The 24,681-nt window shown below is 40.3% G+C and carries 19 protein-coding genes and 1 pseudogene; 18 read left to right on the top strand and 2 right to left on the bottom strand.

Annotated elements, in window-relative coordinates; genetic code table 11:
- Positions 1-8: 8 nt before the first annotated feature.
- Positions 9-773: a hypothetical protein gene (locus CXY28_RS03655; protein ID WP_100966765.1), complete on the bottom strand. Its 765-nt coding sequence runs from the start codon at positions 771-773 to the stop codon at positions 9-11.
- Between the two features lie 193 nt (positions 774-966).
- Between CXY28_RS03655 and CXY28_RS03650 the strand changes: the two genes are divergently transcribed.
- The 14 genes and pseudogenes from CXY28_RS03650 (at position 967) to CXY28_RS03585 (ending at position 17,971) form a co-directional block, all read left to right on the top strand.
- Positions 967-2,142 (top strand): acetyl-CoA C-acetyltransferase, encoded by a 1,176-nt coding sequence (locus tag CXY28_RS03650; RefSeq protein WP_100979496.1) that lies wholly within the window; start codon positions 967-969, stop codon positions 2,140-2,142.
- 10 nt (positions 2,143-2,152) lie between these two features.
- Positions 2,153-2,851, top strand: a complete 699-nt coding sequence (locus tag CXY28_RS03645; protein ID WP_100979495.1) for a CoA transferase subunit A — start codon at positions 2,153-2,155, stop codon at positions 2,849-2,851.
- Positions 2,848-3,471, top strand: coding sequence for a 3-oxoacid CoA-transferase subunit B (locus CXY28_RS03640; RefSeq protein ID WP_100979494.1), 624 nt, complete (start codon positions 2,848-2,850; stop codon positions 3,469-3,471). Before CXY28_RS03645 ends, CXY28_RS03640 begins: the two co-directional genes overlap by 4 nt.
- A gap of 18 nt (positions 3,472-3,489) precedes the next feature.
- Positions 3,490-4,854 (top strand): TIGR00366 family protein, encoded by a 1,365-nt coding sequence (locus CXY28_RS03635; protein ID WP_100979493.1) that lies wholly within the window; start codon positions 3,490-3,492, stop codon positions 4,852-4,854.
- Positions 4,855-4,977: 123 nt separating this feature from the next.
- Entirely contained in the window at positions 4,978-5,979 is a 1,002-nt protein-coding gene (locus CXY28_RS03630; RefSeq protein WP_100979492.1) for a lipid A deacylase LpxR family protein, read from the top strand.
- A 189-nt stretch (positions 5,980-6,168) separates the two neighbouring features.
- The gene (locus tag CXY28_RS03625) at positions 6,169-8,310 is read left to right on the top strand and encodes a hydantoinase/oxoprolinase family protein (RefSeq protein WP_100979491.1); all 2,142 of its coding nucleotides are present in this window, start codon (positions 6,169-6,171) and stop codon (positions 8,308-8,310) included.
- An 11-nt stretch (positions 8,311-8,321) separates the two neighbouring features.
- Positions 8,322-10,619: a hydantoinase B/oxoprolinase family protein gene (locus tag CXY28_RS03620; protein WP_001285072.1), complete on the top strand. Its 2,298-nt coding sequence runs from the start codon at positions 8,322-8,324 to the stop codon at positions 10,617-10,619.
- Between the two features lie 16 nt (positions 10,620-10,635).
- Positions 10,636-11,136: an acetone carboxylase subunit gamma gene (locus CXY28_RS03615; RefSeq protein ID WP_015085794.1), complete on the top strand. Its 501-nt coding sequence runs from the start codon at positions 10,636-10,638 to the stop codon at positions 11,134-11,136.
- Positions 11,137-11,449: 313 nt separating this feature from the next.
- Positions 11,450-12,478: a hypothetical protein gene (locus CXY28_RS03610; protein WP_100979490.1), complete on the top strand. Its 1,029-nt coding sequence runs from the start codon at positions 11,450-11,452 to the stop codon at positions 12,476-12,478.
- Positions 12,471-12,857: a diacylglycerol kinase gene (locus CXY28_RS03605; RefSeq protein ID WP_024117987.1), complete on the top strand. Its 387-nt coding sequence runs from the start codon at positions 12,471-12,473 to the stop codon at positions 12,855-12,857. Before CXY28_RS03610 ends, CXY28_RS03605 begins: the two co-directional genes overlap by 8 nt.
- Before the next feature lie 15 nt (positions 12,858-12,872).
- Positions 12,873-15,359, top strand: a complete 2,487-nt coding sequence (gyrA, locus tag CXY28_RS03600) for a DNA topoisomerase (ATP-hydrolyzing) subunit A (RefSeq protein WP_100979489.1) — start codon at positions 12,873-12,875, stop codon at positions 15,357-15,359.
- Positions 15,359-15,832, top strand: a complete 474-nt coding sequence (locus tag CXY28_RS03595) for a hypothetical protein (protein ID WP_198542602.1) — start codon at positions 15,359-15,361, stop codon at positions 15,830-15,832. Before gyrA ends, CXY28_RS03595 begins: the two co-directional genes overlap by 1 nt.
- Entirely contained in the window at positions 15,829-16,974 is a 1,146-nt protein-coding gene (flgR, locus tag CXY28_RS03590; RefSeq protein WP_100968769.1) for a transcriptional activator FlgR, read from the top strand. The genes CXY28_RS03595 and flgR overlap by 4 nt, the downstream gene beginning before the upstream one ends.
- Before the next feature lie 170 nt (positions 16,975-17,144).
- A pseudogene (locus tag CXY28_RS03585) lies at positions 17,145-17,971 on the top strand (hypothetical protein).
- A 349-nt stretch (positions 17,972-18,320) separates the two neighbouring features.
- Here the strand turns inward: CXY28_RS03585 and uvrA are convergent.
- Positions 18,321-21,146: an excinuclease ABC subunit UvrA gene (uvrA, locus tag CXY28_RS03580; RefSeq protein ID WP_198542601.1), complete on the bottom strand. Its 2,826-nt coding sequence runs from the start codon at positions 21,144-21,146 to the stop codon at positions 18,321-18,323.
- A 164-nt stretch (positions 21,147-21,310) separates the two neighbouring features.
- On the opposite strand from uvrA, the gene hopE reads away from it, so the two are divergent.
- From hopE to CXY28_RS03560, 4 genes are all read left to right on the top strand, one after another.
- A complete protein-coding gene (hopE, locus tag CXY28_RS03575; RefSeq protein ID WP_157819742.1) occupies positions 21,311-22,132 on the top strand; it encodes a Hop family outer membrane protein HopE in 822 nt (273 codons plus the stop codon).
- 178 nt (positions 22,133-22,310) lie between these two features.
- Positions 22,311-23,237 (top strand): 16S rRNA (cytosine(1402)-N(4))-methyltransferase RsmH, encoded by a 927-nt coding sequence (gene rsmH, locus CXY28_RS03570; RefSeq protein ID WP_100979486.1) that lies wholly within the window; start codon positions 22,311-22,313, stop codon positions 23,235-23,237.
- 20 nt (positions 23,238-23,257) lie between these two features.
- Positions 23,258-23,602, top strand: a complete 345-nt coding sequence (locus tag CXY28_RS03565; RefSeq protein ID WP_100950057.1) for a hypothetical protein — start codon at positions 23,258-23,260, stop codon at positions 23,600-23,602.
- A 156-nt stretch (positions 23,603-23,758) separates the two neighbouring features.
- Positions 23,759-24,661 carry an SAM hydrolase/SAM-dependent halogenase family protein gene (locus CXY28_RS03560; protein WP_100979485.1) on the top strand — a complete coding sequence of 301 codons (903 nt, stop codon included), beginning with the start codon at positions 23,759-23,761 and terminating at the stop codon, positions 24,659-24,661.
- The last annotated feature ends 20 nt before the right edge of the window (positions 24,662-24,681 follow it).

Genomic DNA, 24,681 nt, shown 5'->3' with positions numbered 1-24,681 from the left:
TCAAGCCTTTATGCACATCCTCTTAAATCTTTAGATTTAACGCTCAATCTATTAAAAGCTCTTTGCAAATTTTTCAATACAATAGCTTTTTGATAAGGACATTTGTTACTAGGGAGTGCTTTTTTGCTCAAGCTTTTATAATTAAGCGTAAAAATTGTCTGTGTGTCATTCAAAGGGTTAAAACTAAAAAGTAAGTCGTTAAATTGTCTGAATTTACTAAAAACAATCTCTTTAAGCTCGCAAATTTGATTATTAACTCTATACTTCACGCTTTTTAGCCTTTGTGTGTTCTTTTGTAAAAAGTTAATAATTTTTAAAAAAAAAGGGGAAGGGAGTGTGTTTTTATTGAATTTACTCCCTTGAAACTCCTTATTTTTTGTGAAGTCTTTTAAATAGATATACACATAGCCTGGCTTATTTTTTACCGCTTCAATTAACCCTTGAGCTTCCAAATCATTGATTGCGTTTCTTAAAGACCTATCTACACACTGATGCACTTGTGTGTAATAGTGTCTACTTAATGCAATTTTATTGCTTTTTGAACTTAGTGCAAGCTCACAAAGCTCTCTGTAAAGCCTTCTAGACCCAACCCCACCAAATAAAGTGCTATAAAACCTATCTTCAACAACTTTTCTAAAGATTTCTACATTAACATCTGGATAGTTTTGGAAATAAAATTGTTGTGTCTTTTTGGAAAATTTAACATTGTCTAAAAACATTTCTTGGCACTCTTTAGAATTTAAGTGCAGTTTAGGGATTTTAAAAAACTTCATAAACTTCCTTTTAAAAGAAGCTCAGATAAGAGTTCTATAAATAATTACATTCTCTAAAGAATAATATTTTTGTGAAAAAAATAAACGGATCTCCCTCAATCCAAAACAAAACCTAAAACAAAATCAAACCTGTTAGGGCGTCAATCACCTAAAAGTGATACTATGACTAATAAATCAACTTAAAGGCAAAGACATGAATGAAGTGGTTATAGTGGCGGCAAAGCGTAGTGCTGTAGGGAGTTTTTTAGGCTCTCTAAAGAATGTGGGTGCTAGAGAAATGGGTGTTTATGTGCTTAAAGACGCCTTGAATGCGAGCACTCTTGAGCCTAGCGATGTGGATTCTGTCATTTTAGGCAATGTTTTAGGCGCCGGTTTGGGTCAAAATATCGCCAGGCAGATCCAACTGGACGCTGGCATCCCTAATGACAAAAACGCTTTTAGCGTCAATATGGTTTGTGGATCGTCTATGAAAGCCATTCAATTAGCGCATGACAGCATCATGCTTGGGCGCGATGAGGTGGTGGTGTGCGGTGGCGTGGAGAACATGAGCGCAGCACCTTATTTGTCGTTTGACATGCGAGATGGGAAAAGAATGGGGAATGCGAACATGATAGACTCCATGATCCATGATGGATTGTGGGATGCGTTCAATGATTACCACATGGGGATCACCGCTGATAATGTCGCTCAAGCATACCACATAAGCCGAGAAGAGCAAGATAATTTCGCGCTCCAATCGCAACTCAAAGCAAGAGCCGCCATTAATGCAGGGAAATTCCAAGAAGAAATCACGCCTATTGAAATAGCGAATAAAAAAGGCGTGGTTGTTTTTAAAGAAGACGAATACCCTAGAGATACGACACTAGAATCCCTTGCAAAGCTCAAACCCGCTTTCAAAAAAGACGGATCGGTAACGGCAGGAAATTCATCAGGGATCAATGATGGTGCGAGTATTATCATTTTATGCAACGCTAAAAAAGCGCAAAAATTGGGGTTAAAAGCCATGGCTACTATTAAGGGGTTTGGTTTGGGTGGTTGCAGTCCGGATATAATGGGGATATGCCCTAGCATTGCGATTAAAAACAACCTTAAAAATGTCAAAATGAATCTCAACGACATCCATCTTTTTGAACTCAATGAAGCCTTTGCCGCGCAAAGCCTAGCCGTGTTAAAAGAGCTTGAATTAAACCCCAATATCGTGAATGTGAATGGAGGCGCGATAGCGATTGGCCACCCTATTGGTGCGAGCGGCGCTAGGATCTTAGTAACTTTATTGCATGAAATGAAAAGAAGTGGGCATGGCGTGGGTTGTGCGTCATTGTGCGTGGGTGGCGGTCAAGGGCTATCAGTGGTAGTTGAACAAAAATAAGGAGAATGAGATGAACAAGGTTATAACCGATTTAGACAAAGCGTTGAGCGGATTAAAAGACGGAGATACTATTTTAGTGGGCGGTTTTGGGCTGTGCGGGATACCCGAATACGCCATTGATTACATTTACAAGAAAGGCATCAAGGATTTGGTTGTCGTGAGTAATAATTGTGGCGTTGATGACTTTGGGCTTGGTATTCTTTTAGAAAAAAAGCAGATTAAAAAGATTATCGCTTCGTATGTGGGAGAAAATAAGATTTTTGAATCGCAAATGCTGAACGGAGAAATTGAAGTCGTTTTGACACCGCAAGGCACTTTGGCTGAAAACTTGCGCGCTGGAGGGGCTGGGATACCCGCTTACTACACCCCAACAGGGGTTGGGACTTTGATCGCTCAAGGCAAGGAATCACGGGAGTTTAACGGCAAAGAGTATATTTTAGAAAAAGCGATCACAGGCGATTATGGGCTTATTAAAGCCTATAAAAGCGACACTCTTGGGAACTTGGTGTTCAGAAAAACAGCCAGAAATTTCAATCCCTTGTGTGCGATGGCGGCAAAAATATGCGTCGCTGAAGTGGAAGAAATTGTCCCGGCCGGGGAATTAGACCCAGATGAAATACACTTGCCAGGAATCTATGTGCAACACATCTATAAGGGCGAGAAATTTGAAAAACGGATAGAAAAAATCACAACAAGGAGCGCGAAATGAGAGAAGCTATCATTAAAAGAGCGGCAAAGGAATTAAAAGAGGGCATGTATGTGAATTTAGGGATAGGCTTGCCCACGCTTGTGGCTAATGAAGTGAGTGGGATGAATATCGTTTTCCAAAGCGAGAACGGGCTGTTAGGGATTGGCGCTTACCCATTGGAAAGGGGCGTTGATGCGGATCTCATTAATGCAGGAAAGGAAACCGTAACCGTGGTGCCGGGTGCTTCGTTTTTCAACAGCGCGGATTCGTTTGCAATGATTCGTGGGGGGCATATTGATTTAGCGATTTTAGGAGGGATGGAAGTCTCACAGAATGGGGATTTGGCTAATTGGATGATCCCTAAAAAGCTCATAAAAGGCATGGGAGGGGCTATGGATCTGGTGCATGGCGCTAAAAAAGTGATTGTCATCATGGAGCATTGCAACAAATACGGGGAGTCTAAAGTGAAAAAAGAATGCTCCTTACCCTTAACAGGAAAGGGCGTGGTGCATCAATTGATAACGGATTTAGCGGTGTTTGAGTTTTCCCATAACGCCATGAAATTAGTGGAATTGCAAGAGGGTGTCAGCCTTGATCAAGTGAAAGAAAAAACAGAAGCCGAATTTGAAGTGCACCTATAGCTTATAAAGGGGGTGTTTATGTTTTTATTAAGGCATTTGACTTCAGCGTGCGTGTTTTTAGCGTCTAAATGTTTGCCGGACTCTTTTGTTTTGGTCGCTCTTTTATCGTTTGTTGTGTTTGTTCTTGTTTATTGCTTGACAGGGCAAGACGCTTCGTCTGTCATTTCTAGTTGGGGGAATGGTGCTTGGACGCTTTTAGGTTTTTCTATGCAAATGGCCCTTATTTTGGTGTTGGGTCAGGCTTTGGCTAGCGCTAAATTAGTCCAAAAACTTTTAAAATATCTAGCGTCTTTACCTAAAGGGTATTATACGGCTTTATGGTTGGTTACTTTTTTATCGTTAATCGCTAATTGGATCAATTGGGGTTTTGGCTTAGTGATTAGCGCGATTTTTGCAAAAGAGATCGCCAAAAATGTTAAAGGGGTGGATTACAGACTGCTTATTGCTAGTGCTTATTCGGGTTTTGTCATCTGGCATGGGGGTTTATCCGGCTCTATCCCTTTAAGCGTTGCCACCCAAAATGAAAATCTGTCCAAAATAAGCGCTGGGGTGATTGAAAAAGCTATTCCTATCAGTCAGACGATTTTTTCTTCTTATAATTTAATCATTATAGGGATCATTCTTGTAGGGTTACCCTTTTTAATGGCAATGATCCACCCTAAAAAAGAAGAAATTGTTGAGATTGATTCAAAGCTTTTAAAAGACGAATACAAGGAAACGGAACTCATTGATCACCAACAAGACAAAACGATTGCGCATTTTTTAGAAAACAGCGCTTTGCTTTCTTATCTTTTGGTTTTTTTGGGTTTTGGGTATTTGGGTATTTATTTTTTTAAAGGAGGAGGGATTAGTTTAAACATTGTCAATACGATTTTCCTTTTTTTAGGGATTTTGCTCCATAAAACCCCTTTAGCTTATGTGAAAGCGATCGATCGTTCCGCTAGGAGCGTGGCTGGGATTTTACTCCAATTCCCTTTTTATGCCGGGATTATGGGGATGATGGCAAGCCATAGCGTGGGAGGTCATTCTTTAGCGCAAATGCTTTCTTTAGCCTTCACGCACATCGCTAATGAAAAAACTTTCGCGCTCATGACTTTTTTGAGCGCGGGGATTGTCAATATTTTTATCCCGTCTGGTGGAGGGCAATGGGCGATTCAAGCTCCTATCATGCTTCCGGCTGGGCAAAGCTTAGGCGTGGATCCGGGAGTGGTTTCTATGGCTATCGCTTGGGGAGACGCTTGGACGAATATGATACAGCCTTTTTGGGCTTTGCCCGCTTTAGCCATTGCGGGTTTGGGCGCTAAAGATATTATGGGCTATTGCGTTTTGACTTTAATTTTTGTAGGCTTAGTCGTGTGTGGGGTGTTTTATTTTTTAGTGTGAGTTTTTTATGCCTAAAACCACGCTCTTTGGGGTAAAGTTTTCTCTTTTTACCCCTTAAACGCTCTTGTAATTAAGCCTTATTTCGTTACAATAACCAACCCCATAATAACCTAAGGAAGTGTTTTGTTTTTCAAATTTATTTTATGTTTATTATTAGGAATGTTTGCATGGGCAAAAGAGGATATTCCTACCCCATTAACGCCCTCTAAACGCTATTCTATCAATTTGATGACTGAAAATGATGGTTATATCAATCCTTACATTGATGAGTATTATACCGCAGGCAATCAAATAGGCTTTTCTACTAAAGAGTTTGATTTTTCTAAAAATAAAGCGATGAAATGGACTTCGTATTTAGGTTTTTTCAATAAAAGCCCTAGGGTCACTCGTTTTGGTATTTCTCTCGCTCAAGATATGTATACCCCCTCACTTGCAAACAGAAAACTGGTGCATTTGCATGACAACCACCCTTATGGGGGGTATTTACGGGTGAATTTGAACGTGTATAACCGCCATCAAACTTTTATGGAATTATTCACGCTTTCTTTAGGCACGACAGGGCAAGATTCTTTGGCCGCTCAAACGCAGCGTCTCATTCATAAATGGGGTCATGACCCCCAATTTTATGGCTGGAACACGCAGCTCAAAAACGAATTTATCTTTGAATTGCACTACCAATTGCTCAAAAAAGTCCCCCTTTTAAAGACTCGTTTTTTTTCCATGGAGTTAATGCCTGGGTTTAATGTGGAATTGGGTAATGCGAGGGATTATTTCCAACTCGGATCGCTCTTTAGGGCTGGGTATAACCTGGACGCTGATTATGGTGTCAATAAGGTCAATACCGCTTTTGATGGAGGCATGCCTTATAGCGATAAATTTTCCATCTATTTTTTTGTAGGGGCTTTTGGGCGTTTCCAACCCCTTAACATCTTCATTCAAGGCAATAGCCCTGAAACTAGGGGCATTGCTAATTTGGAATACTTTGTTTATGCCAGTGAAATAGGAGCGGCTATGATGTGGCACAGCTTCAGGGTGGCTTTTACGATTACTGATATTAGTAAAACCTTTCAATCCCAGCCTAAGCACCATCAAATCGGCACATTAGAATTGAATTTCGCCTTTTGATTTAATATCAGTTTATATTTTTCTTCCTATACGATATTTTTTGAACGAATTTATTACTATTCTCCACTTTATGAAACCAAATTTTCACATTGTTATTGACTGGCTTTGAAATAAACGATTTCCATTTAAAAATCAGCCTTATAATTCTAATAGGTTGCCTTGAGCAACACTTTAATACAAGGAGTCTAAATGAAAGACGCAAGAGTTCAGGTGATGGGTATTGATGCCGGTGGCACCATGACGGACACGTTTTTTGTGAAAGAAAATGGCAGTTTCGTCGTCGGTAAAGCCCAAAGCAACCCAGAAGATGAGAGCTTAGCTATTTATAATAGCTCACAAGACGCTTTATCGCACTGGCAATCGGATGTGAGTAAGGTTTATCCAGAGTTGATCACTTGCGTGTATTCTGGCACGGCGATGCTCAATCGGGTCGTCCAAAGGCGCGGAATGGAAGTGGGCCTGATTTGCAATAAGGGTTTTGAGCAAATGCATTCTATGGGCAGAGCGTTGCAATCCTACTTGGGGTATGCACTAGAAGAAAGGTTGCATATCAACACGCACAAATATGATGATCCGCTGATTCCTTTAAAAAGGATTAGAGGCGTTACAGAAAGAACCGATGTCAAGGGGCAAGTGGTTATCCCGGTGCGCCAAGAAGAGGTTAAAGTTGCTGTTAAGGAGCTTTTAGAAGCAGGTGCAAAGGCCATTGTGATTTGCTTATTACAATCTCATAAAAACGCTGAAAGCGAGCGGATTGTTAGAGATATTGCGTTAAAAGAGATTGAAAAATTGGGTAAAAATATTCCTGTATTCGCTTCTGTGGATTACTACCCTCAAAGAAAAGAAAGCCACAGAATGAACACCACTATCTTAGAAGCTTATGCGGCTGAGCCAAGCAGACAAACCCTCTCTAAAGTCAGCAACCGCTTCAAAGAGCATGGCGCTAAATTTGATCTTAGAGTGATGGCAACGCATGGAGGCACCATTAGCTGGAAAGCTAAAGAGCTTGCTAGAACTATTGTGAGCGGTCCTATTGGAGGCGTGATTGGATCCAAATTGCTAGGCGAAACGCTTGGTTATGACAATATTGCATGCAGCGATATTGGTGGCACGAGCTTTGATATGGCGCTTATCGTTAAGAGCAATTTCAACATCGCTTCTGACCCTGATATGGCACGCCTTGTTTTATCCCTACCGCTTGTGGCTATGGATTCCGTTGGTGCTGGTGCGGGGAGTTTTGTGCGCATTGATCCACACAGCCAATCGGTCAAACTAGGGCCTGACAGCGCGGGGTATAGAGTTGGCACTTGTTGGAAAGACAGCGGTTTAGACACGGTTTCAGTAACCGATTGCCATATTGTTTTAGGCTATTTGAACCCGGATAATTTCTTAGGCGGTCTAATCAAATTAGATGTGGATAGGGCTAAAAAACACATTAAAGAGCAAATCGCTGATCCGCTAGGCATTAGCGTAGAAGATGCGGCTGCGGGTGTGATTGAGCTGCTTGATTTGGAGCTTAAAGAATACTTGCGATCCAATATTAGCGCTAAAGGGTATAGCCCATCTGATTTTGTGTGCTTTTCATATGGTGGCGCGGGGCCTGTGCATACCTATGGTTATACAGAAGGTTTAGGGTTTAAGGATGTGGTAGTGCCTGCGTGGGCGGCTGGATTTAGCGCTTTTGGTTGCGCTTGCGCTGATTTTGAATACAGATACGACAAGAGCGTGGATATTGCCATTCCGCAGTATTCTTCAGACAAGTCCAAAATAGAAGCATGCAAGATCATTCAAGACGCATGGGATGAGTTGACTTTGAAAGTGATTGAAGAGTTCAAGATCAATGGATTCTCTGAAAAAGATGTGATCTTAAGACCTGGATACAGGATGCAGTATATGGGGCAATTGAATGACTTAGAGATCACTTCTCCTGTGTCAAAAGCTGCAAGCGTGGCTGATTGGGAAGAGATTGTCAAAGAATATGAAAAAACCTACGCTCGTGTTTATTCTGAATCAGCGTGTTCTCCAGAGCTTGGTTTTAGCGTGACCGGCGTGATCATGCGTGGTGTTGTGGCTACACAAAAACCTGTGATTCCGGTTGAAAAAGAGCATGGTGCTACGCCCCCAAAAGAAGCCAAAATAGGCGTTAGAAAATTCTATCGGCATAAAAAATGGGTGGATGCAGATGTGTGGCAAATGGAAAAATTACTGCCCGGAAATGAAGTCATAGGGCCTGCGATCGTGGAATCAGATGCGACCACTTTCGTGATACCCAAGGGCTTTGCGACAAGACTAGACAAACACCGATTGTTCCACTTGAAAGAAATTAAATAAAGGAGTTCAAAATGGCAAATTTATTGAAAAACGGCAAAACTTTAAAACAAGCTAGAGATGAAATCCTAGCCAGGACAGAAAAAACAGGGCATTATAATGGTCTCAAAAAACTAGAGTTTAAAGAAAGAGATCCGATCGGTTATGAGAAAATGTTCTCTAAATTAAGAGGCGGTATCGTGCATGCCAGAGAAACAGCTAAAAGGATTGCGGCAAGTCCTATTGTTGAGCAAGAGGGAGAATTGTGCTTCACGCTTTATAACGCTGTGGGCGATAGCGTGCTGACTTCTACGGGTATCATTATCCATGTAGGCACTATGGGATCAGCTATCAAATACATGGTAGAGAATAATTGGGAAGACAATCCAGGCATCAATGACAAGGATATTTTCACCAATAACGACTGCGCGATTGGGAATGTGCACCCATGCGATATTATGACTCTTGTGCCTATTTTCCACGATGAAAAATTGATTGGGTGGGTAGGCGGTGTTACGCATGTGATTGATACCGGATCAGTTACTCCAGGATCGATGAGCACCGGGCAGGTTCAAAGATTTGGGGATGGATACATGATCACTTGCCGTAAGACAGGAGCGAATGATGAAAGCTTTAAAGATTGGTTGCATGAATCTCAAAGATCGGTTCGCACGCCTAAATATTGGATTCTAGATGAAAGGACTAGGATTGCAGGATGCCATATGATTAGGGATTTAGTGATGGAAGTCATTAAAGAAGACGGCATTGATTCTTACATGCGATTTATTGATGAGGTGATTGAAGAGGGGAGGAGAGGCCTTATCTCTAGGATCAAATCCATGACCATACCGGGTAAGTATAGGAAGGTAGCGTTTGTGGATGTGCCTTATGCGCATAAGGATATTGGCGTGTGCTCTGAATTTGCTAAGCTAGACACGATCATGCACTCTCCTGTGGAAATCACTATCAATAAGGACGCTACATGGAAATTGGATTTTGATGGCGCGTCCAGGTGGGGATGGCACTCTTTCAATTGCAACCAAGTGTCTTTTACTAGCGGTATTTGGGTGATGATGACTCAAACGCTGATACCCACTTCTCGCATCAACGATGGCGCTTATTTTGCGACTCAATTCAGACTCAAAAAAGGGACTTGGATGAATCCAGATGACAGGCGCACTGGGCATGCTTATGCGTGGCACTTCTTGGTATCAGGCTGGAGCGCTTTGTGGAGAGGCTTGTCTCAAGCGTATTACAGCCGAGGGTATTTAGAAGAGGTCAATTCCGGGAACGCTAACACTTCCAATTGGTTGCAAGGCGGTGGTATCAACCAGGATGGAGAAATCCATGCGGTGAATAGCTTTGAGACGAGTTCTTGCGGGACTGGAGCTTGCGCGATAAAAGACGGCTTGAATCACGCAGCGGCTATTTGGAATCCAGAGGGCGATATGGGCGATGTTGAAATTTGGGAAATGGCAGAGCCTCTTCTTTATTTAGGCAGGAATGTCAAAGCCAATACCGGTGGGTATGGGAAATATCGAGGCGGTAACGGGTTTGAAACTTTAAGAATGGTGTGGGGAGCGCATGATTGGACCATGTTCTTTATGGGTAATGGCTATATGAATAGCGATTGGGGTATGATGGGGGGCTATCCAGCGGCCAGTGGCTATAGGTTTGAAGCGCATAACACCGACTTGAAAAACAGGATTAAAAATAACGCCAGCTTGCCTTTGGGAGGTGATTTTAACCCAACGGATAGAGATTATGAAAAGCATATTTCTCATGCGTCTCAAGTCAAAAGGGATAAGCAATGCATCACCACCGAGAACTGCTTTGATAATTATGACTTGTATTTGAATTACATCAAAGGCGGTCCTGGATTTGGCGATCCGATTGAAAGGGATTTGAATGCCATTTTAGAAGATCTCAACAGCAAACAGCTGTTGCCAGAATACGCTTACAAGGTTTATGGTGCGATTGTGAGTCAAAATAAAGACGGCGTGTGGGTCGGCGATGAAGCTAAAACGAAAGCCAGAAGAAAAGAAATTCTTGAAAACAGAAAGGCTAGATCCATCCCTGTAAAAGAATGGATGGAGCAAGAAAGAAACGCTATCCTTGAAAAAGAGGCTTCCAAACAGGTTAAGCACATGTATGCGACTAGCTTTGATCTCTCGCCCAAGTTTTTAAGCGATTTTAAAACATTCTGGAACTTGCCAAAGAGTTGGAGCGTGAAAGAAGATGAGCTTGGCGTATTCACCTATGGATCTAAATACAGGATGGATTTAAGCAAATTGCCTGATGTGCGCACGGTTTTGTTGGTTGATGAGAAATAAAGAAAGGAGAATGGTTATGTCAAAATACACGCAAGAACAAATTAAAAATTTGGTAGAGGGGAACTTGGATTGGAACACTGTCTTAAAAATGCTTAGCATGCCTAAAGATCATGAAAGGTTCCAAATGTATTTGAAGGTGTTGCAAGATAAGGTAGATTTTGATGACAAAATCGTCTTACCCTTGGGACCGCATTTGTTTGTGGTGCAAGATCCTCAAAAGAAGTGGGTTATTAAGTGTTCATGCGGTCATGCGTTTTGCGCTCCAGAGGAGAATTGGAAATTGCATGCAAACATCTATGTGCGCGATACGGCAGAAAAAATGGAAGAGGTGTATCCTAAACTCTTAGCCAGTGACACTAATTGGCAAGTGTATCGGGAGTATATTTGCCCGGATTGCGGCGTCCTTTTAGATGTTGAAGCCCCAACTCCTTGGTATCCCGTGATCCATGATTTTGAGCCTGATATAGAGGCGTTTTATAAAGATTGGCTAGGCATACAGCCCCCAGAAAGACGCTAAGATTGCTCAATCCTTTTTATGAAAGAGGCTTTATGCCTCTTGGCGCTAAAAGCTTGGGTTAGTTTGACTCAAGCAAATTTTCTTCAATCCTAACAAATTTAGCTACAAATTAAAAAATTTAAGCTTTTTTCTTTTTTTTTGATTTAATACTCGGTATAATCTTAATCCACCTAAAAGGAAAAGCTATGAAAGTAACACAAGGCACCATTAACGACTTTTTTGCCCTAACAAATACGATATTTTCTATCCCAAAAATAAGAAAACGCATTTTATGAGTTCTATCACTATGCTTTCAATAGAATAAAGGGTGTTTTTGACTAAAAAATTCATGTCTTGGATGGTGGTTATTGGGGCTTTAATTTGCGTGCTTTTAGGGGTGTTTATCTTCTTTACTAGCATGTCGGTTAAAAAATCTTTAAGTGCTTATCTTAACTCTTATTTAGATCAACGCCCCCAAATTAAGGGAATGGGGATTGTGGGTGCTCCTTTTGAATGCGAAGGGTTTTTTAAAATTGCATGCACTTCTAAAGAGATCAGTTTTTTAAATTCTCAAAACTCCCCTATTATGGATTTTAAAAATTTGAGTATTAAGCTCAACTCTTTAGATAAAAGCTCTCTTACCCTTTCTGTCCATTCTCAAATCAAATCCCCTATTTTAGAACAATCCGTTCAGCAAAAAATCCATCAAATCCCCCTAAAAGACTTGAATGCATTATTGGAAAAAATGAAACCCACGCGCTTGAATTGCTCTTTAACATTCAACGCTTTAGATGAAAAAACCTTAAACGACAACTTAAAATGCGATTTGACTAATGCGGAAAATATCCTTGCTTACACTTTTTTTCAAGAGGGTTTAATGGAGACTCAAGAAAATCTATCCCTTAAAAATATTTTTAAAACCTTGAGTTCTAAAGACGCTAAAGCCATAGAAGAATTGCAAGACAAACTGCGTTTTTTAGCGCCAAAGTTGGGCGTTTCTATCCAAGCGCGCCATCTTAAAAACCTTTTAGAGTCCTTTTACCACCAAAATAAAGAGAGTTTGGGCTTTTTTTCCCCTTATTTTAGCTTGCGATCTCAAACCCCTAGCGTTTCTTATGAAAGCGCGTTAGCTTCTTTAGAAAACTATTTTATGGCCTTGTTCCAATCCCGTTTTAAAGATGATGCAGAGCTCCAACAAAATTTTAAAGGATTGTTGCAAGCCTTTGTTTCTATGGCTAAAGACAAACGATCCCAGATCGCTCTTAACGCCCAAGCTAAAGACAACACCAAGCTGACTTTTAACGCCTTGTTAGATAGCCTTAGCGTGAATTTCTTTCAATCTTACAAAATAAGCCATGAGTGATTTCAAAGTCCCCCCCAAAGCTAAAGGGTTTAAACGCCTTTTTAAAGCCCTTTTTTATTCTAAAGACGGGCTTAAATGCGCGTGGGCTGAAGAGAGCGCGTTCAGGCAAATTGCCATCTTGGCTCTTTTCTGTATCGTTCTAGCGAGCTATCTAGCTAAAGATTTTTTAGAATGGGGGCTATTGATTGCGCCTTGTTTTTTATCGGTGGTGGTTGAACTCATCAATAGCTCTATTGAAAAGGCTGTGGATTTTACTGGCACCGAGTTCCACCCTTTAGCCAAAAAGGCTAAAGACATGGCCAGTGCAGCCCAACTGATAGGGCTTATTTTTTGGGCTTTTGTTTGGGGGCGTTATCTTATAACGCTTTATTTTAATTAAATTTTAGGGAGATACATGCAAGATAATTCAGTCAATGAAACAAAAAATATTGTAGAAGTGGGGATTGATTATTCTATTGAAGAGAGCTATTTAGCCTATTCCATGAGCGTGATCATAGGGCGCGCTTTACCGGACGCTAGAGATGGCTTAAAGCCTGTGCATAGGCGCATTTTATATGCGATGCATGAATTAGGCCTTACTTCCAAAGTCGCTTACAAAAAAAGCGCTAGGATCGTGGGTGATGTGATTGGTAAATACCACCCCCATGGCGATAAAGCGGTTTATGATGCGCTAGTGAGAATGGCGCAAGATTTTTCTATGCGTTTGGAATTAGTGGATGGGCAGGGCAACTTTGGCTCTATTGATGGCGATAACGCTGCAGCGATGCGATACACTGAAGCCAAAATGACTAAGGCGAGTGAAGAAATTTTAAGGGATATTGATAAAGACACCATTGATTTTGTGCCTAATTATGATGACACCTTAAAAGAGCCAGATATTTTACCAAGCCGTCTGCCTAACCTTTTAGTCAATGGGGCTAATGGGATCGCTGTAGGGATGGCGACTTCTATCCCCCCTCACAGGATTGATGAAATCATAGACGCTTTAATTCATGTCTTAGAAAACCCTAACGCTGAATTAGATGAAATTTTAGAATTTGTCAAAGGGCCTGATTTTCCTACTGGTGGGATCATTTATGGTAAAGCAGGGATTATTGAAGCCTATAAAACGGGGCGAGGGCGCGTGAAAGTGCGGGCCAAAGTGCATGTGGAAAAAACAAAAAATAAAGAAATCATCGTTTTAGATGAAATGCCCTTTCAAACCAATAAAGCCAAATTAGTGGAACAAATCAGCGATTTAGCGCGAGAAAAACAAATTGAAGGCATTAGCGAAGTGCGCGATGAGAGCGATAGAGAGGGCATTAGAGTGGTGATTGAATTAAAAAGAGACGCGATAAGTGAAATTGTCTTAAACCACCTCTACAAACTCACCACCATGGAGACCACTTTTAGCATCATTCTACTCGCTATTTATAATAAAGAGCCTAAGATTTTCACGCTTTTAGAGTTGTTGTGCCTTTTCTTAAACCACAGAAAAACCATTATTATAAGACGCACGATTTTTGAATTGGAAAAGGCTAAGGCTAGAGCGCATATTTTAGAGGGCTATTTGATCGCCTTGGACAATATTGATGAAATCGTGCGACTCATTAAAACAAGCCCAAGTCCAGAAGCGGCTAAAAACGCCTTAATGGAGCGTTTTACTTTGAGCGAAATCCAGAGCAAAGCCATTTTAGAAATGCGTTTGCAACGCTTAACAGGCCTTGAAAGAGATAAAATCAAAGAAGAATACCAAAACTTGTTAGAGCTTATTGATGATCTCAATGGCATTTTAAAGAGCGAAGATCGCTTGAATGAGGTCGTCAAAACAGAGCTTTTAGAAGTCAAAGAGCAGTTTTCTTCTCCAAGGCGCACTGAAATTCAAGAATCGTATGAAAATATTGATATAGAAGATTTGATCGCTAATGAGCCTATGGTAGTGAGCATGAGTTATAAAGGCTATGTGAAAAGAGTGGATTTAAAAGCTTATGAAAAGCAAAATCGTGGCGGTAAGGGCAAGCTTTCAGGCAGCACTTATGAAGACGATTTCATTGAAAACTTTTTTGTGGCTAACACGCATGATATTTTGCTCTTTATCACCAATAAGGGGCAATTGTATCATTTGAAAGTCTATAAAATCCCAGAAGCGAGCCGGATCGCTATGGGTAAAGCCGTTGTGAATTTAATCTCGCTCGCTCCGGATGAAAAAATCATGGCGACTCTAAGCACTAAAGACTTTAGCGATGAACGCTCTTTAGCTTTCTTCACAAAAAATGGCGTGGTGAAGCGCACCAATTTGAGCGAATTTGGCGGTAATAGGAGTTATAGCGGTATCAGAGCGATTGTTTTAGATGAAGGCGATGAATTAGTGGGCGCAAAAGTTGTGGATAACAACGCCAAGCATTTGCTCATCGCATCGCATTTGGGTATTTTCATTAAATTCCCTTTAGAAGATGTGCGCGAGATCGGAAGAACGACTCGTGGGGTTAGAGGGATTAAGCTGAATGAAAACGATTTTGTTGTCGGTGCGGTCGTCATTAGCGATGATGGCAACAAGCTTTTGAGCGTGAGCGAGAACGGGCTTGGCAAGCAAACTTTAGCCGAAGCGTATAGGGAGCAATCTCGTGGAGGCAAGGGGGTCATTGGCATGAAGCTCACTCAAAAAACCGGTAATTTGGTGGGCGTTATCAGCGTGGATGATGAAAACCTGGATTTGATGATCCTTACTGCGAGCGCAAAAATGATCAGAGTTTCCATTAAAGACATTAGAGAAACCGGAAGAAACGCTAGTGGGGTAAAGCTCATAAACACCACTGATAAAGTCGTGTATGTCAATTCTTGCCCCAAAGAAGAAGAGCCAGAAAATTTAGAAACCTCTTCGGCGCAAAATTTGTTTGAGTGATGCGTTTCTTTTCATTCTGTTATTTTTTATTGTATTTTTTAGGGGTTTCTTTGCATGCCCTAAGCCCCCTAGAAGATCAAGAATTTTTAATTTCGTACCGCTTGAAAATCGTTGATTCTAGAGTGATGGGCGAAGAGTATTCTGTCTCTAAACCTATCGTTAGCCGCATCAAAACAGCCCCCTATGTTTTAGACTATCATTGCTCCATCATCACTCGCAACTTACCTAATTTGAAAAACCCCTTGCTCCAAATAAAGTTAGAACGCTTCCTTTTAGAAATAGCGTTAAAAAAAGAAAAAGAGCGAGTCATAGACTGCATTTTAAAAAGCCAAGTCGCTATCACGCATTATGATCACAGCTATAAAAACGGCACCACTACCACGAGCATTCTTAACCTCAAAGCCTTAAGCGTTAGAGCGAGTTTAGTGGGAGATGCACTGTCTTTAGATATTTTTAGAAAGGAAGAAGAATGAAAATCGCCATTGTAGAAGATGATATTAACATGCGTAAAAGCCTGGAGCTTTTTTTTGAGCTTCAGGACGATTTAGAGATTGTGAGTTTTAAAAACCCTAAAGACGCTTTAGCCAAGTTAGATGAAAGCTTTGATTTAGTCATCACGGATATTAACATGCCCCATATGGACGGCTTAGAATTTTTACGCCTTTTAGAAGGCAAATACGAATCCATTGTGATTACCGGTAATGCGACCTTGAATAAAGCCATTGATTCCATTCGTTTAGGCGTGAAAGACTTTTTCCAAAAACCTTTTAAACCAGAATTGCTTTTAGAATCCATCTATCGCACTAAAAAAGTTTTAGAATTTCAAAAAAAACACCCTTTAGAAAAACCTTTAAAAAAACCACACAAACACAGCTTTTTAGCCACTTCAAAAGCTTTAGAAGAGAGCAAACGGCAGGCCTTAAAAGTCGCAAGCACGGACGCTAATGTCATGCTATTAGGCGAAAGCGGGGTGGGTAAGGAGGTTTTTGCTCATTTCATCCACCAACATTCTCAGCGCTCCAAGCACCCTTTTATAGCGATCAACATGTCCGCTATCCCAGAGCATTTATTAGAAAGCGAGCTTTTTGGGTATCAAAAAGGGGCGTTCACGGACGCCACAGCACCTAAAATGGGGCTTTTTGAGAGCGCTAATAAAGGCACGATCTTTTTAGATGAAATCGCTGAAATGCCCTTTCAATTGCAAAGCAAACTTTTAAGAGTGGTTCAAGAAAAAGAGATCACGCGCCTTGGGGATAATAAGAGCGTTAAAATTGATGTTCGTTTCATTTCCGCTACCAACGCTAACATGAAAGAAAAAATCGCTTCAAAAGAATTTAGAGAAGATTTGTTTTTCCGCTTGCAAATCGTGCCTATAACTATTGCACCTTTAAGAGAGAGGGTAGAAGAGATTTTGCCCATTGCTGAAATCAAGCTTAAAGAAGTATGCGATGCGTATCATTTGGGGCCAAAATCTTTTTCAAAAAACGCCGCAAAACGCCTTTTAGAATATTCTTGGCATGGGAATGTGCGAGAGCTTTTAGGTGTCGTGGAAAGAGCGGCGATTTTAAGCGAAGGGACAGAAATCCAAGAGAAAGATTTGTTTTTGGAAAGGTAGTTTGCAAGGCTTCTTTATAAATCATCTGCAACCAGATAAGTTTAATAAGTTTGAGCGATCACGCTATAATTTCATAGGGTCATTAGAAAAAGCGTTTATTAGAAACGCTTAATTTGGGATTTTTGCTTAAAGGGGTTTAAAGATTGGGGTTCAATTAATGGGGAGTTTTTATGTTAGCGAATGATTTTATGGTTAAGAAATTAAAAAACAAGGAGTTGCATGGTTTGTTGTGTAACAAATTGAGTAAAAGAGTGGATAGATTTGGCTATAGAGTGATTGGTGTTGGAGTGGATAAGGAAACTGACGGAGTTATTGTTCAATTGAGTCAGGAAACGATGGTTAGATTGAGTAGCAAGACCGCTTTAGCAAATGATGATGATTTCATGGCGGGTATTTTTGATGAATTTAATGAATTAAAGGCTAATAAAGAACCACAGAAACCTAACTCGTTCTATTATGGGTATGGTAGCTCTTATAAAATCATTGATGTTCTTAACGAGAAGGATGGTGATTTTATCAGTTGCAGATTGTTTATCGTTAAGGAATTAGGGGTTGATGAGCGTTTAGGGTTTTATGCACCCCCTATGATTGATAATAACAACACCACTCTTGCTGATTTGCTTGAAAATGGTGAGCCTACAATATATTATATTATGAAACCAATTCTGCAAATATCAGGCGTTTTTTGGACAAAGGGCCTTACAACATTGAGTGGTTGGTGAGAAAGTATTTGGAGGTTGGGTTTAGGAGTTGTAAGGTAGAGCGGATACGAGGAACGGAATTTGTGATCAAATTCCGCTATAAAAAGTGGGGGTCTATGATTGATAGAGAAGTTAAAATACAATTCCCCAAATATCTTAAAGACTCAAAGAGGACAGCCGTTAAAATAACAAGCAGGGTGTTTTATGAGTTGTCAAAAGGGCCTCTGTTTGGCAATCTCCTTGGCAAAGATCCCATTCAAGCGATTATCATGCGGACGGAAAACAATAATAAATAAAATCTTGTTGGGTCTTAATTAGTTTTTTAAATTAAAAGTCATTTTTAACCCCTAAAACCGCGCTACAAAAATTATCGTGCAATTAAAATTAAAATCAAACTCTTTACTATTGACTATAAAAAATGCTTTTTAGCATTTTTTATAATTTATGATTAACACTTAATGGTAATAAAGCCGTTCTTTCAAACTTTCATGCGAGGATTTTAAAGGCATGGCTTCTTTGCTAACTCTTGCATGATCAAGCGGCTATTATTGCCTCTAGCCTTGTAATTTTCTGCTCTCTCATATTTGGCTGTCTGTTATTTTATTCAGCCTTACATCGTTTTAACAAACAAACTCCATGCACAAGCTATTCCAATTCCAAAGCTAAAAATTTTCCCGTATAGCTTTGGGTTTTTTCGCAATTTTGTGCCACCTCTAAAGGCGTGCCGCTCGCAATGACTTTCCCGCCCTTATCCCCCCCATCAGGCCCCATGTCTATAATGTAGTCAGCGTTTTTGATAATGTCTAAATTATGCTCAATCACTAGCATGGAATTGCCTAACGCTACTAAAGAATGCAAGACTTGTAAAAGGTGATTCACGTCTTCAAAATGCAAACCGGTGGTAGGCTCATCTAAAATATAAAGGGTTTTTCCTGTGTCTTTTTTACTCAATTCTTTAGCTAATTTGATCCTTTGAGCCTCCCCCCCACTTAAAGTCGTAGCGTTTTGCCCTAAAGTGATATAGCCTAAGCCCACATCTATAAGCGTTTTTAATTTCACGGCGATTTTAGGGAATTTAGCAAAAAATTCATAAGCCTCTTCTACGCTCATGTTCAACACATCAGCAATGGATTTGCCTTTCACCTTGATTTCTAGAGTTTGGGGGTTGTATTTAGCGCCCTTACAGCTATCGCATTGGACTAACACATCAGGCAAAAAGTGCATTTCTATTTTAATATCCCCATCGCCTTGGCATTTCTCGCACCGCCCCCCTTTAACATTAAAGCTAAAACGGCTCGCGCTATAGCCTAAAATTTTAGCTTCTTTTTGCTCGGCAAATAAAATCCTGATTTCATCCATCACTCCTGTGTAAGTGGCAGGGTTGCTTCGTGGGGTTTTGCCTATGGGGGCTTGGTCTAAATAAATCACTTTATCCAAATGCTCCAACCCTACAATTTCCACCCCATTCAAGCTTTGAGCTTTTTTAGCATGGTTTAAAAGGGTTTGAGCGGTGGGTAAAAGGGTTTGTAAAATCAGCGAGCTTTTACCGCTCCCGCTCACCCCAGTAATGCATACTAATTGTTTTAAAGGGATTTGAACGCTCAAATTCTTAATGTTATTGATATTGACATTTTTGATTTCTAAAAAATGCTTTTCTTTAGGGAGTTCAAATTTAGGGCGCTCAATCTTTTTAGTGCCGTTGAGATACAAGGCGGTAGAATGGTTATTTTGCAATAACTCTTTCACGCTCCCGCTAAAAACCACTTCACCCCCATGCCTTCCAGCCTTTGGCCCAATATCCACAACAAAATCCGCATGCTTAATCGTCTCTTTATCATGCTCTACGACAATGAGCGTGTTCCCCTTTTTTTGTAAATTCCTAAGGGTGTTGATGAGTTTGAGCGTGTCCTTTTCATGCAAGCCAATGCTAGGCTCGTCTAAAACATACAAAACCCCTGTCAAACCACTCCCGATTTGGCTAGCGATTCGTATCCTTTGGCTCTCCCCTCCGCTAATCGTTCGCGCATCCCTCCCTAAAGTCAAATACCCTAGCCCCACATCGTATAAAAAAAACACCCTTTCTAAAATCTCTTTTAAAATGGGTTCAGCGATCTTTTTTTCTTGCTCGTTAAGATAGCTAAAATGCGTGGGATCATTAAAAAAGTGATAGACTTCTTCAATGGGCTTAGTTAAAAAATCCGCCATTTTCAAGCCGGCGACTTGGACGCTCAAACTGGAGGCTTTCAAACGATGCCCCTCGCACGAAGAACAGGTTTTTTCGCTCATGTAATCGCTCAAATCCTTTTGCTCTTTAAACATGTCATAAGCGATTTGGATGATGCCTTTCCAGGGGCGTTTCAAGGGGCTGTTTTTAAAATGAAAGCTGATTTCAGTGCCATTCCCATACAAAAGAGCGTCTTGCTGCTCTTTATTCAATTCGTTAAAACAAAGCGCAGTGTCAATGCCATTATATCCGCAAAAGCCTTCAAACATTTGAGCGTAATAATTGCGGTTATACCCAAAAATCACTTTAATCGCTCCTTGATTTAAGGGCGTGTTAGGAGCTAAAATCTTACTAATGTCTAAGCTGAATTTTGTCCCCAAACCCAAACAGCTCTCGCACGCCCCTTTAGGCGAATTGAAGGAAAAACTCAAAGGCTCTAATTCTTCAAAACTCATCTTGCATTTAAAGCATGCCTTATGCTCGCTGTAATGCTTTCTGATGCTTGGCGCGTTGTCTTGCAAGATTTCCACTTCTAATTCCCCATAGCTTTCTTTAAGGGCTTTTTCTACCGCACTAGCGATCCGTGAAGCATTTTCGCTATTAATAACCACCCTATCCACCACCGCTTCAATGGTGTGTTTTTTGGTTTTGTGCAAATGGATTTCTTCATCCAAACGCACCATCACCCCATCAACAAAAGCCCTCACATACCCCTTTAAACGCAAGTTCTCTAATTTATCGTTAAACGAACCTTTTTTATCTTTAATAATGGGAGCTAGAATGATGATTTTAGAATCTTCTTCTAAATGACAGATTTGAGAAATAATATCGCTCGCGCTCATAGAACTAATGGGCTCTAAACATGTGGGGCAAAATTGCTCCCCAATCCTTGCAAACAACAACCTTAAATAATCATAAATCTCAGTGATCGTCCCCACAGTGGATCTAGGGTTTTTAGAAGTGGTTTTTTGATCAATGGCAATCGCAGGGGTTAGGCCTTCAATTTTATCCACATTAGGCTTACCCACTTTATCTAAAAATTGCCTAGCATAGCTGGACAAACTCTCTAAATAGCGCCTTTGGCCTTCAGCGTATAAAGTGTCAAACGCCAGAGTGGATTTACCCGAACCGCTTAATCCGGTAAAAACAACAAATTGGTTTTTAGGGATTTCTAAAAAAATATTTTTGAGATTATTTTCCCTAGCCCCTTGAATAATGATCTTATCCATAATGGTTTTATGTTGCAAGAGTTTCCTTAAAATAAGAAAATGGATTAAAAGTAGCTATTATACTTCAAAAAAGAATGGTTTTATTATCATTTCTTATTCATAAGAGTTAAAAATATTTGCTTGATTAAGGATAAACATGCTATTATTTTATGAGACAATTTTAAAGATAGGAATGTAAAGGAATGGAATTTATGAAAAAGTTTGTAGCTTTAGGGCTTCTATCCGCAGTTTTAAGCTCTTCGTTGTTAGCCGAAGGTGATGGTGTTTATATAGGGACTAATTATCAGCTTGGACAGGCCCGTTTGAATAGCAATATTTATAACACAGGGGATTGCACAGGGAGTGTTGTAGGTTGCCCCCCAGGTCTTACCGCTAATAAGTATAATCCAGGACATACCAATATCAACTGGCATGCTAAATACGCTAATGGGGCTTTGAATGGTCTTGGGTTGAATGTGGGTTATAAGAAATTTTTCCAGTTCAAGTCGTTAGATATGACAAGCAAGTGGTTTGGTTTTAGGGTGTATGGGCTTTTTGATTATGGGCATGCCGATTTAGGTAAGCAGGTTTATGCACCTAATAAAATCCAGTTGGATATGGTCTCTTGGGGTGTGGGGAGCGATTTGTTAGCTGATATTATTGATAACGATAACGCTTCTTTTGGTGTTTTTGGTGGGGTCGCTATCGGCGGTAACACTTGGAAAAGCTCAGCGGCAAACTATTGGAAAGAGCAAATCATTGAAGCTAAAGGTCCTGATGTTTGTACCCCTACTTATTGTAACCTTAACGCTCCTTATAGCACCAAAACTTCAACCGTTGCTTTTCAGGTATGGTTGAATTTTGGGGTGAGAGCCAATATCTACAAGCATAATGGCGTAGAGTTTGGCGTGAGAGTGCCACTACTCATCAACAAGTTTTTGAGTGCGGGTCCTAACGCTACTAATCTTTATTACCATTTGAAACGGGATTATTCGCTTTATTTAGGGTATAACTACACTTTTTAAACCCTTTAAAAGGGTATCTTTAAGCCCTTTTTAGTCTTTATAAAAGGGATTTTAGTTTGGGTTTTTGCATCTTAAAAAGCTAAAATTGGTTATAAAGAAACTTTTGAGCGTAACCAACAAAACCAACACCATTGAGTGAGCGTTTGGAAAATTCATCTAGGGGTTTTAAGGGGATTGTTTGCAAGAAATAGAAAATCTGCACCAAAGCGTTTTGTTGCAAGAAGTTTTGCAAGCGTTCACGCCTTTAGAAAAAGGGGTTTTGATTGATTGCACTTTAGGGTTAGGGGGGCATTCTAAAGCCCTTTTATCCCAAAAACCACACCTGAAACTCATTGGCATTGATAAAGATAAGTTCGCTCAAGAAATCGCTAAAGAACGATTGAAAGCCTTTGAAGGGCGTTATAATCTCTTAAGTGGAGGGTTTGCCAAACGCTTTAAAGAAGCCCTAGAAACGCATAACAAGGAGATTAAAGGGGTTTTAGTGGATTTAGGGGTGAGCTCTTTGCAGCTTGATGATGATAACAGAGGGTTTAATTTCCACTCGCACACTCTGGATATGCGCATGGATTTAGAGAGCGATTTGAACGCTCAAAAAGTCATCAACTCTTATTCTGTAGTGGCGTTAGAAAAAATCTTTAGAGACTATGGCGAAATCAAAGAATATAAAAAAATCGCCCATAAAATTGCAGAAAGGCGCGCTAAAAAGCCCTTTAAAGACGCTAAGGATTTGAGCGATTTTTTAAGCTCCCTTTCTAAAAATAAAAAAATCCATCCAGCGACTTTGGTGTTTCAAGCCGTTCGCATAGAAGTCAATAGCGAATTAGAAGAGTTAAAAGAGTTTTTACAAAGCGCTAGAAACCTTAAGGGAGCGATTTTGTGCGTGATTTCTTTTCATTCTTTAGAAGACGCGTTAGTGAAAAACGCTTTCAAAGATTACGCTAAAAATTGCATTTGCGATCCTTCAAGTTTCAAATGCGCTTGCTCTAACAACCACGCTTTAGGCACAATTTTAACCAAAAAACCCATCACTCCAAGCCCAGAAGAAATTAAAAACAACAGGCGTTCACGAAGCGCTAAAATGAGGGTGTTCCAATTCAAGCCATGAGTAAGTTATATGAGTAAGCCATGAATATCAAAACCCATTCTTCAAATGAAAAAGAACGCTTTGTGCGTATAGAAGAGGACGAAAAGAAAGAATTATTCGCCGAAACTGCAAATGAAAATTCGCATGGCCTTTCTTTAATGGCTTTAATAGGGGTGTTGGTTTTTGGGGGCGCGTTTTTAGCCTTATTAGCGCCTAAAATCTATTTAAGCAATAATATTTATTATATTAGCCGTAAAATCAACACCCTAGAAGATCAAAAACGCCTACTTTTAGAAGAACAACAAATTCTAAAAAACGAATTAGAAAAAGAGCGTTTTAAATACTATATAGAGAATAGTGAAAATATTGGCGATATTGCGTTTTAAGTGAAAACCCCCCTATCCCCTTAAGAGAGCCTAATTAATGCTTTGTTTCAATATGAAATGTAAAGCCCTTTTTAAACCCTTAATGTTTAGAAAAAACCCCCTTAAATGGTATAATAAAGGGGCTAAAAGCCCATAAAAGTTAATCAAGGAGTAACCATGAAAAAAACGATTTCAGCGTTGTTTTTATCAGCGTGCATAGGGTTATCGTCTGTTTATGCAGGTAACGCTTTGATTTTACAAACCGACTTTAGCCTAAAAGATGGGGCTGTCTCAGCGATGAAAGGCGTCGCTTTCAGCGTTGATTCCAATCTTAAAATCTTTGATTTAACGCACGAAATCCCTCCGTATAACATTTGGGAAGGCGCTTACCGCTTGTATCAGACCGCTAGTTATTGGCCAAAAGGATCGGTATTTGTGAGCGTAGTTGATCCGGGCGTAGGCACTAAGCGTAAATCGGTGGTATTGAAAACTAAAAACGGCCAGTATTTCGTCTCGCCGGATAACGGCACGCTGACTTTGGTGGCGCAAACTTTGGGGATTGATAGCGTGCGTGAAATTGATGAAAAAGCTAACCGCTTGAAAGGTTCTGAAAAATCCTATACTTTCCATGGCCGTGATGTGTATGCTTACACTGGGGCGCGCTTGGCTTCTGGGGCGATCACATTCGAGCAGGTTGGGCCAGAGCTTCCCCCAAAAGTCGTTGAAATTCCTTACCAAAAAGCGAAAGCCACAAAAGGGGAAGTGAAAGGCAATATCCCGATTCTTGATATCCAATACGGCAATGTTTGGAGCAATATCAGCGATAAATTACTCAATCAAGCAAAAATCAAACTCAATGACACGCTGTGTGTAACGATTTTTAAAGGTTCTAAGAAACAATACGAAGGGAAAATGCCGTATGTTGCGAGCTTTGGCAATGTGCCAGAAGGCCAGCCGTTGGTCTATTTAAACAGCTTGTTGAATGTTTCCGTGGCGCTGAATAGGGATAATTTCGCGCAAAAACATCAAATCAAATCCGGTGCTGACTGGAATATTGATATAAAGAAGTGCACTAAGTAAAGCGCTTTTTAGAAAATTAA

The sequence above is a fragment of the Helicobacter pylori genome (assembly GCF_002832345.1).
Taxonomy (GTDB): Bacteria; Campylobacterota; Campylobacteria; order Campylobacterales; family Helicobacteraceae; genus Helicobacter; species Helicobacter pylori_CP.
This window is presented reverse-complemented; position numbering and strand designations above follow the sequence as displayed.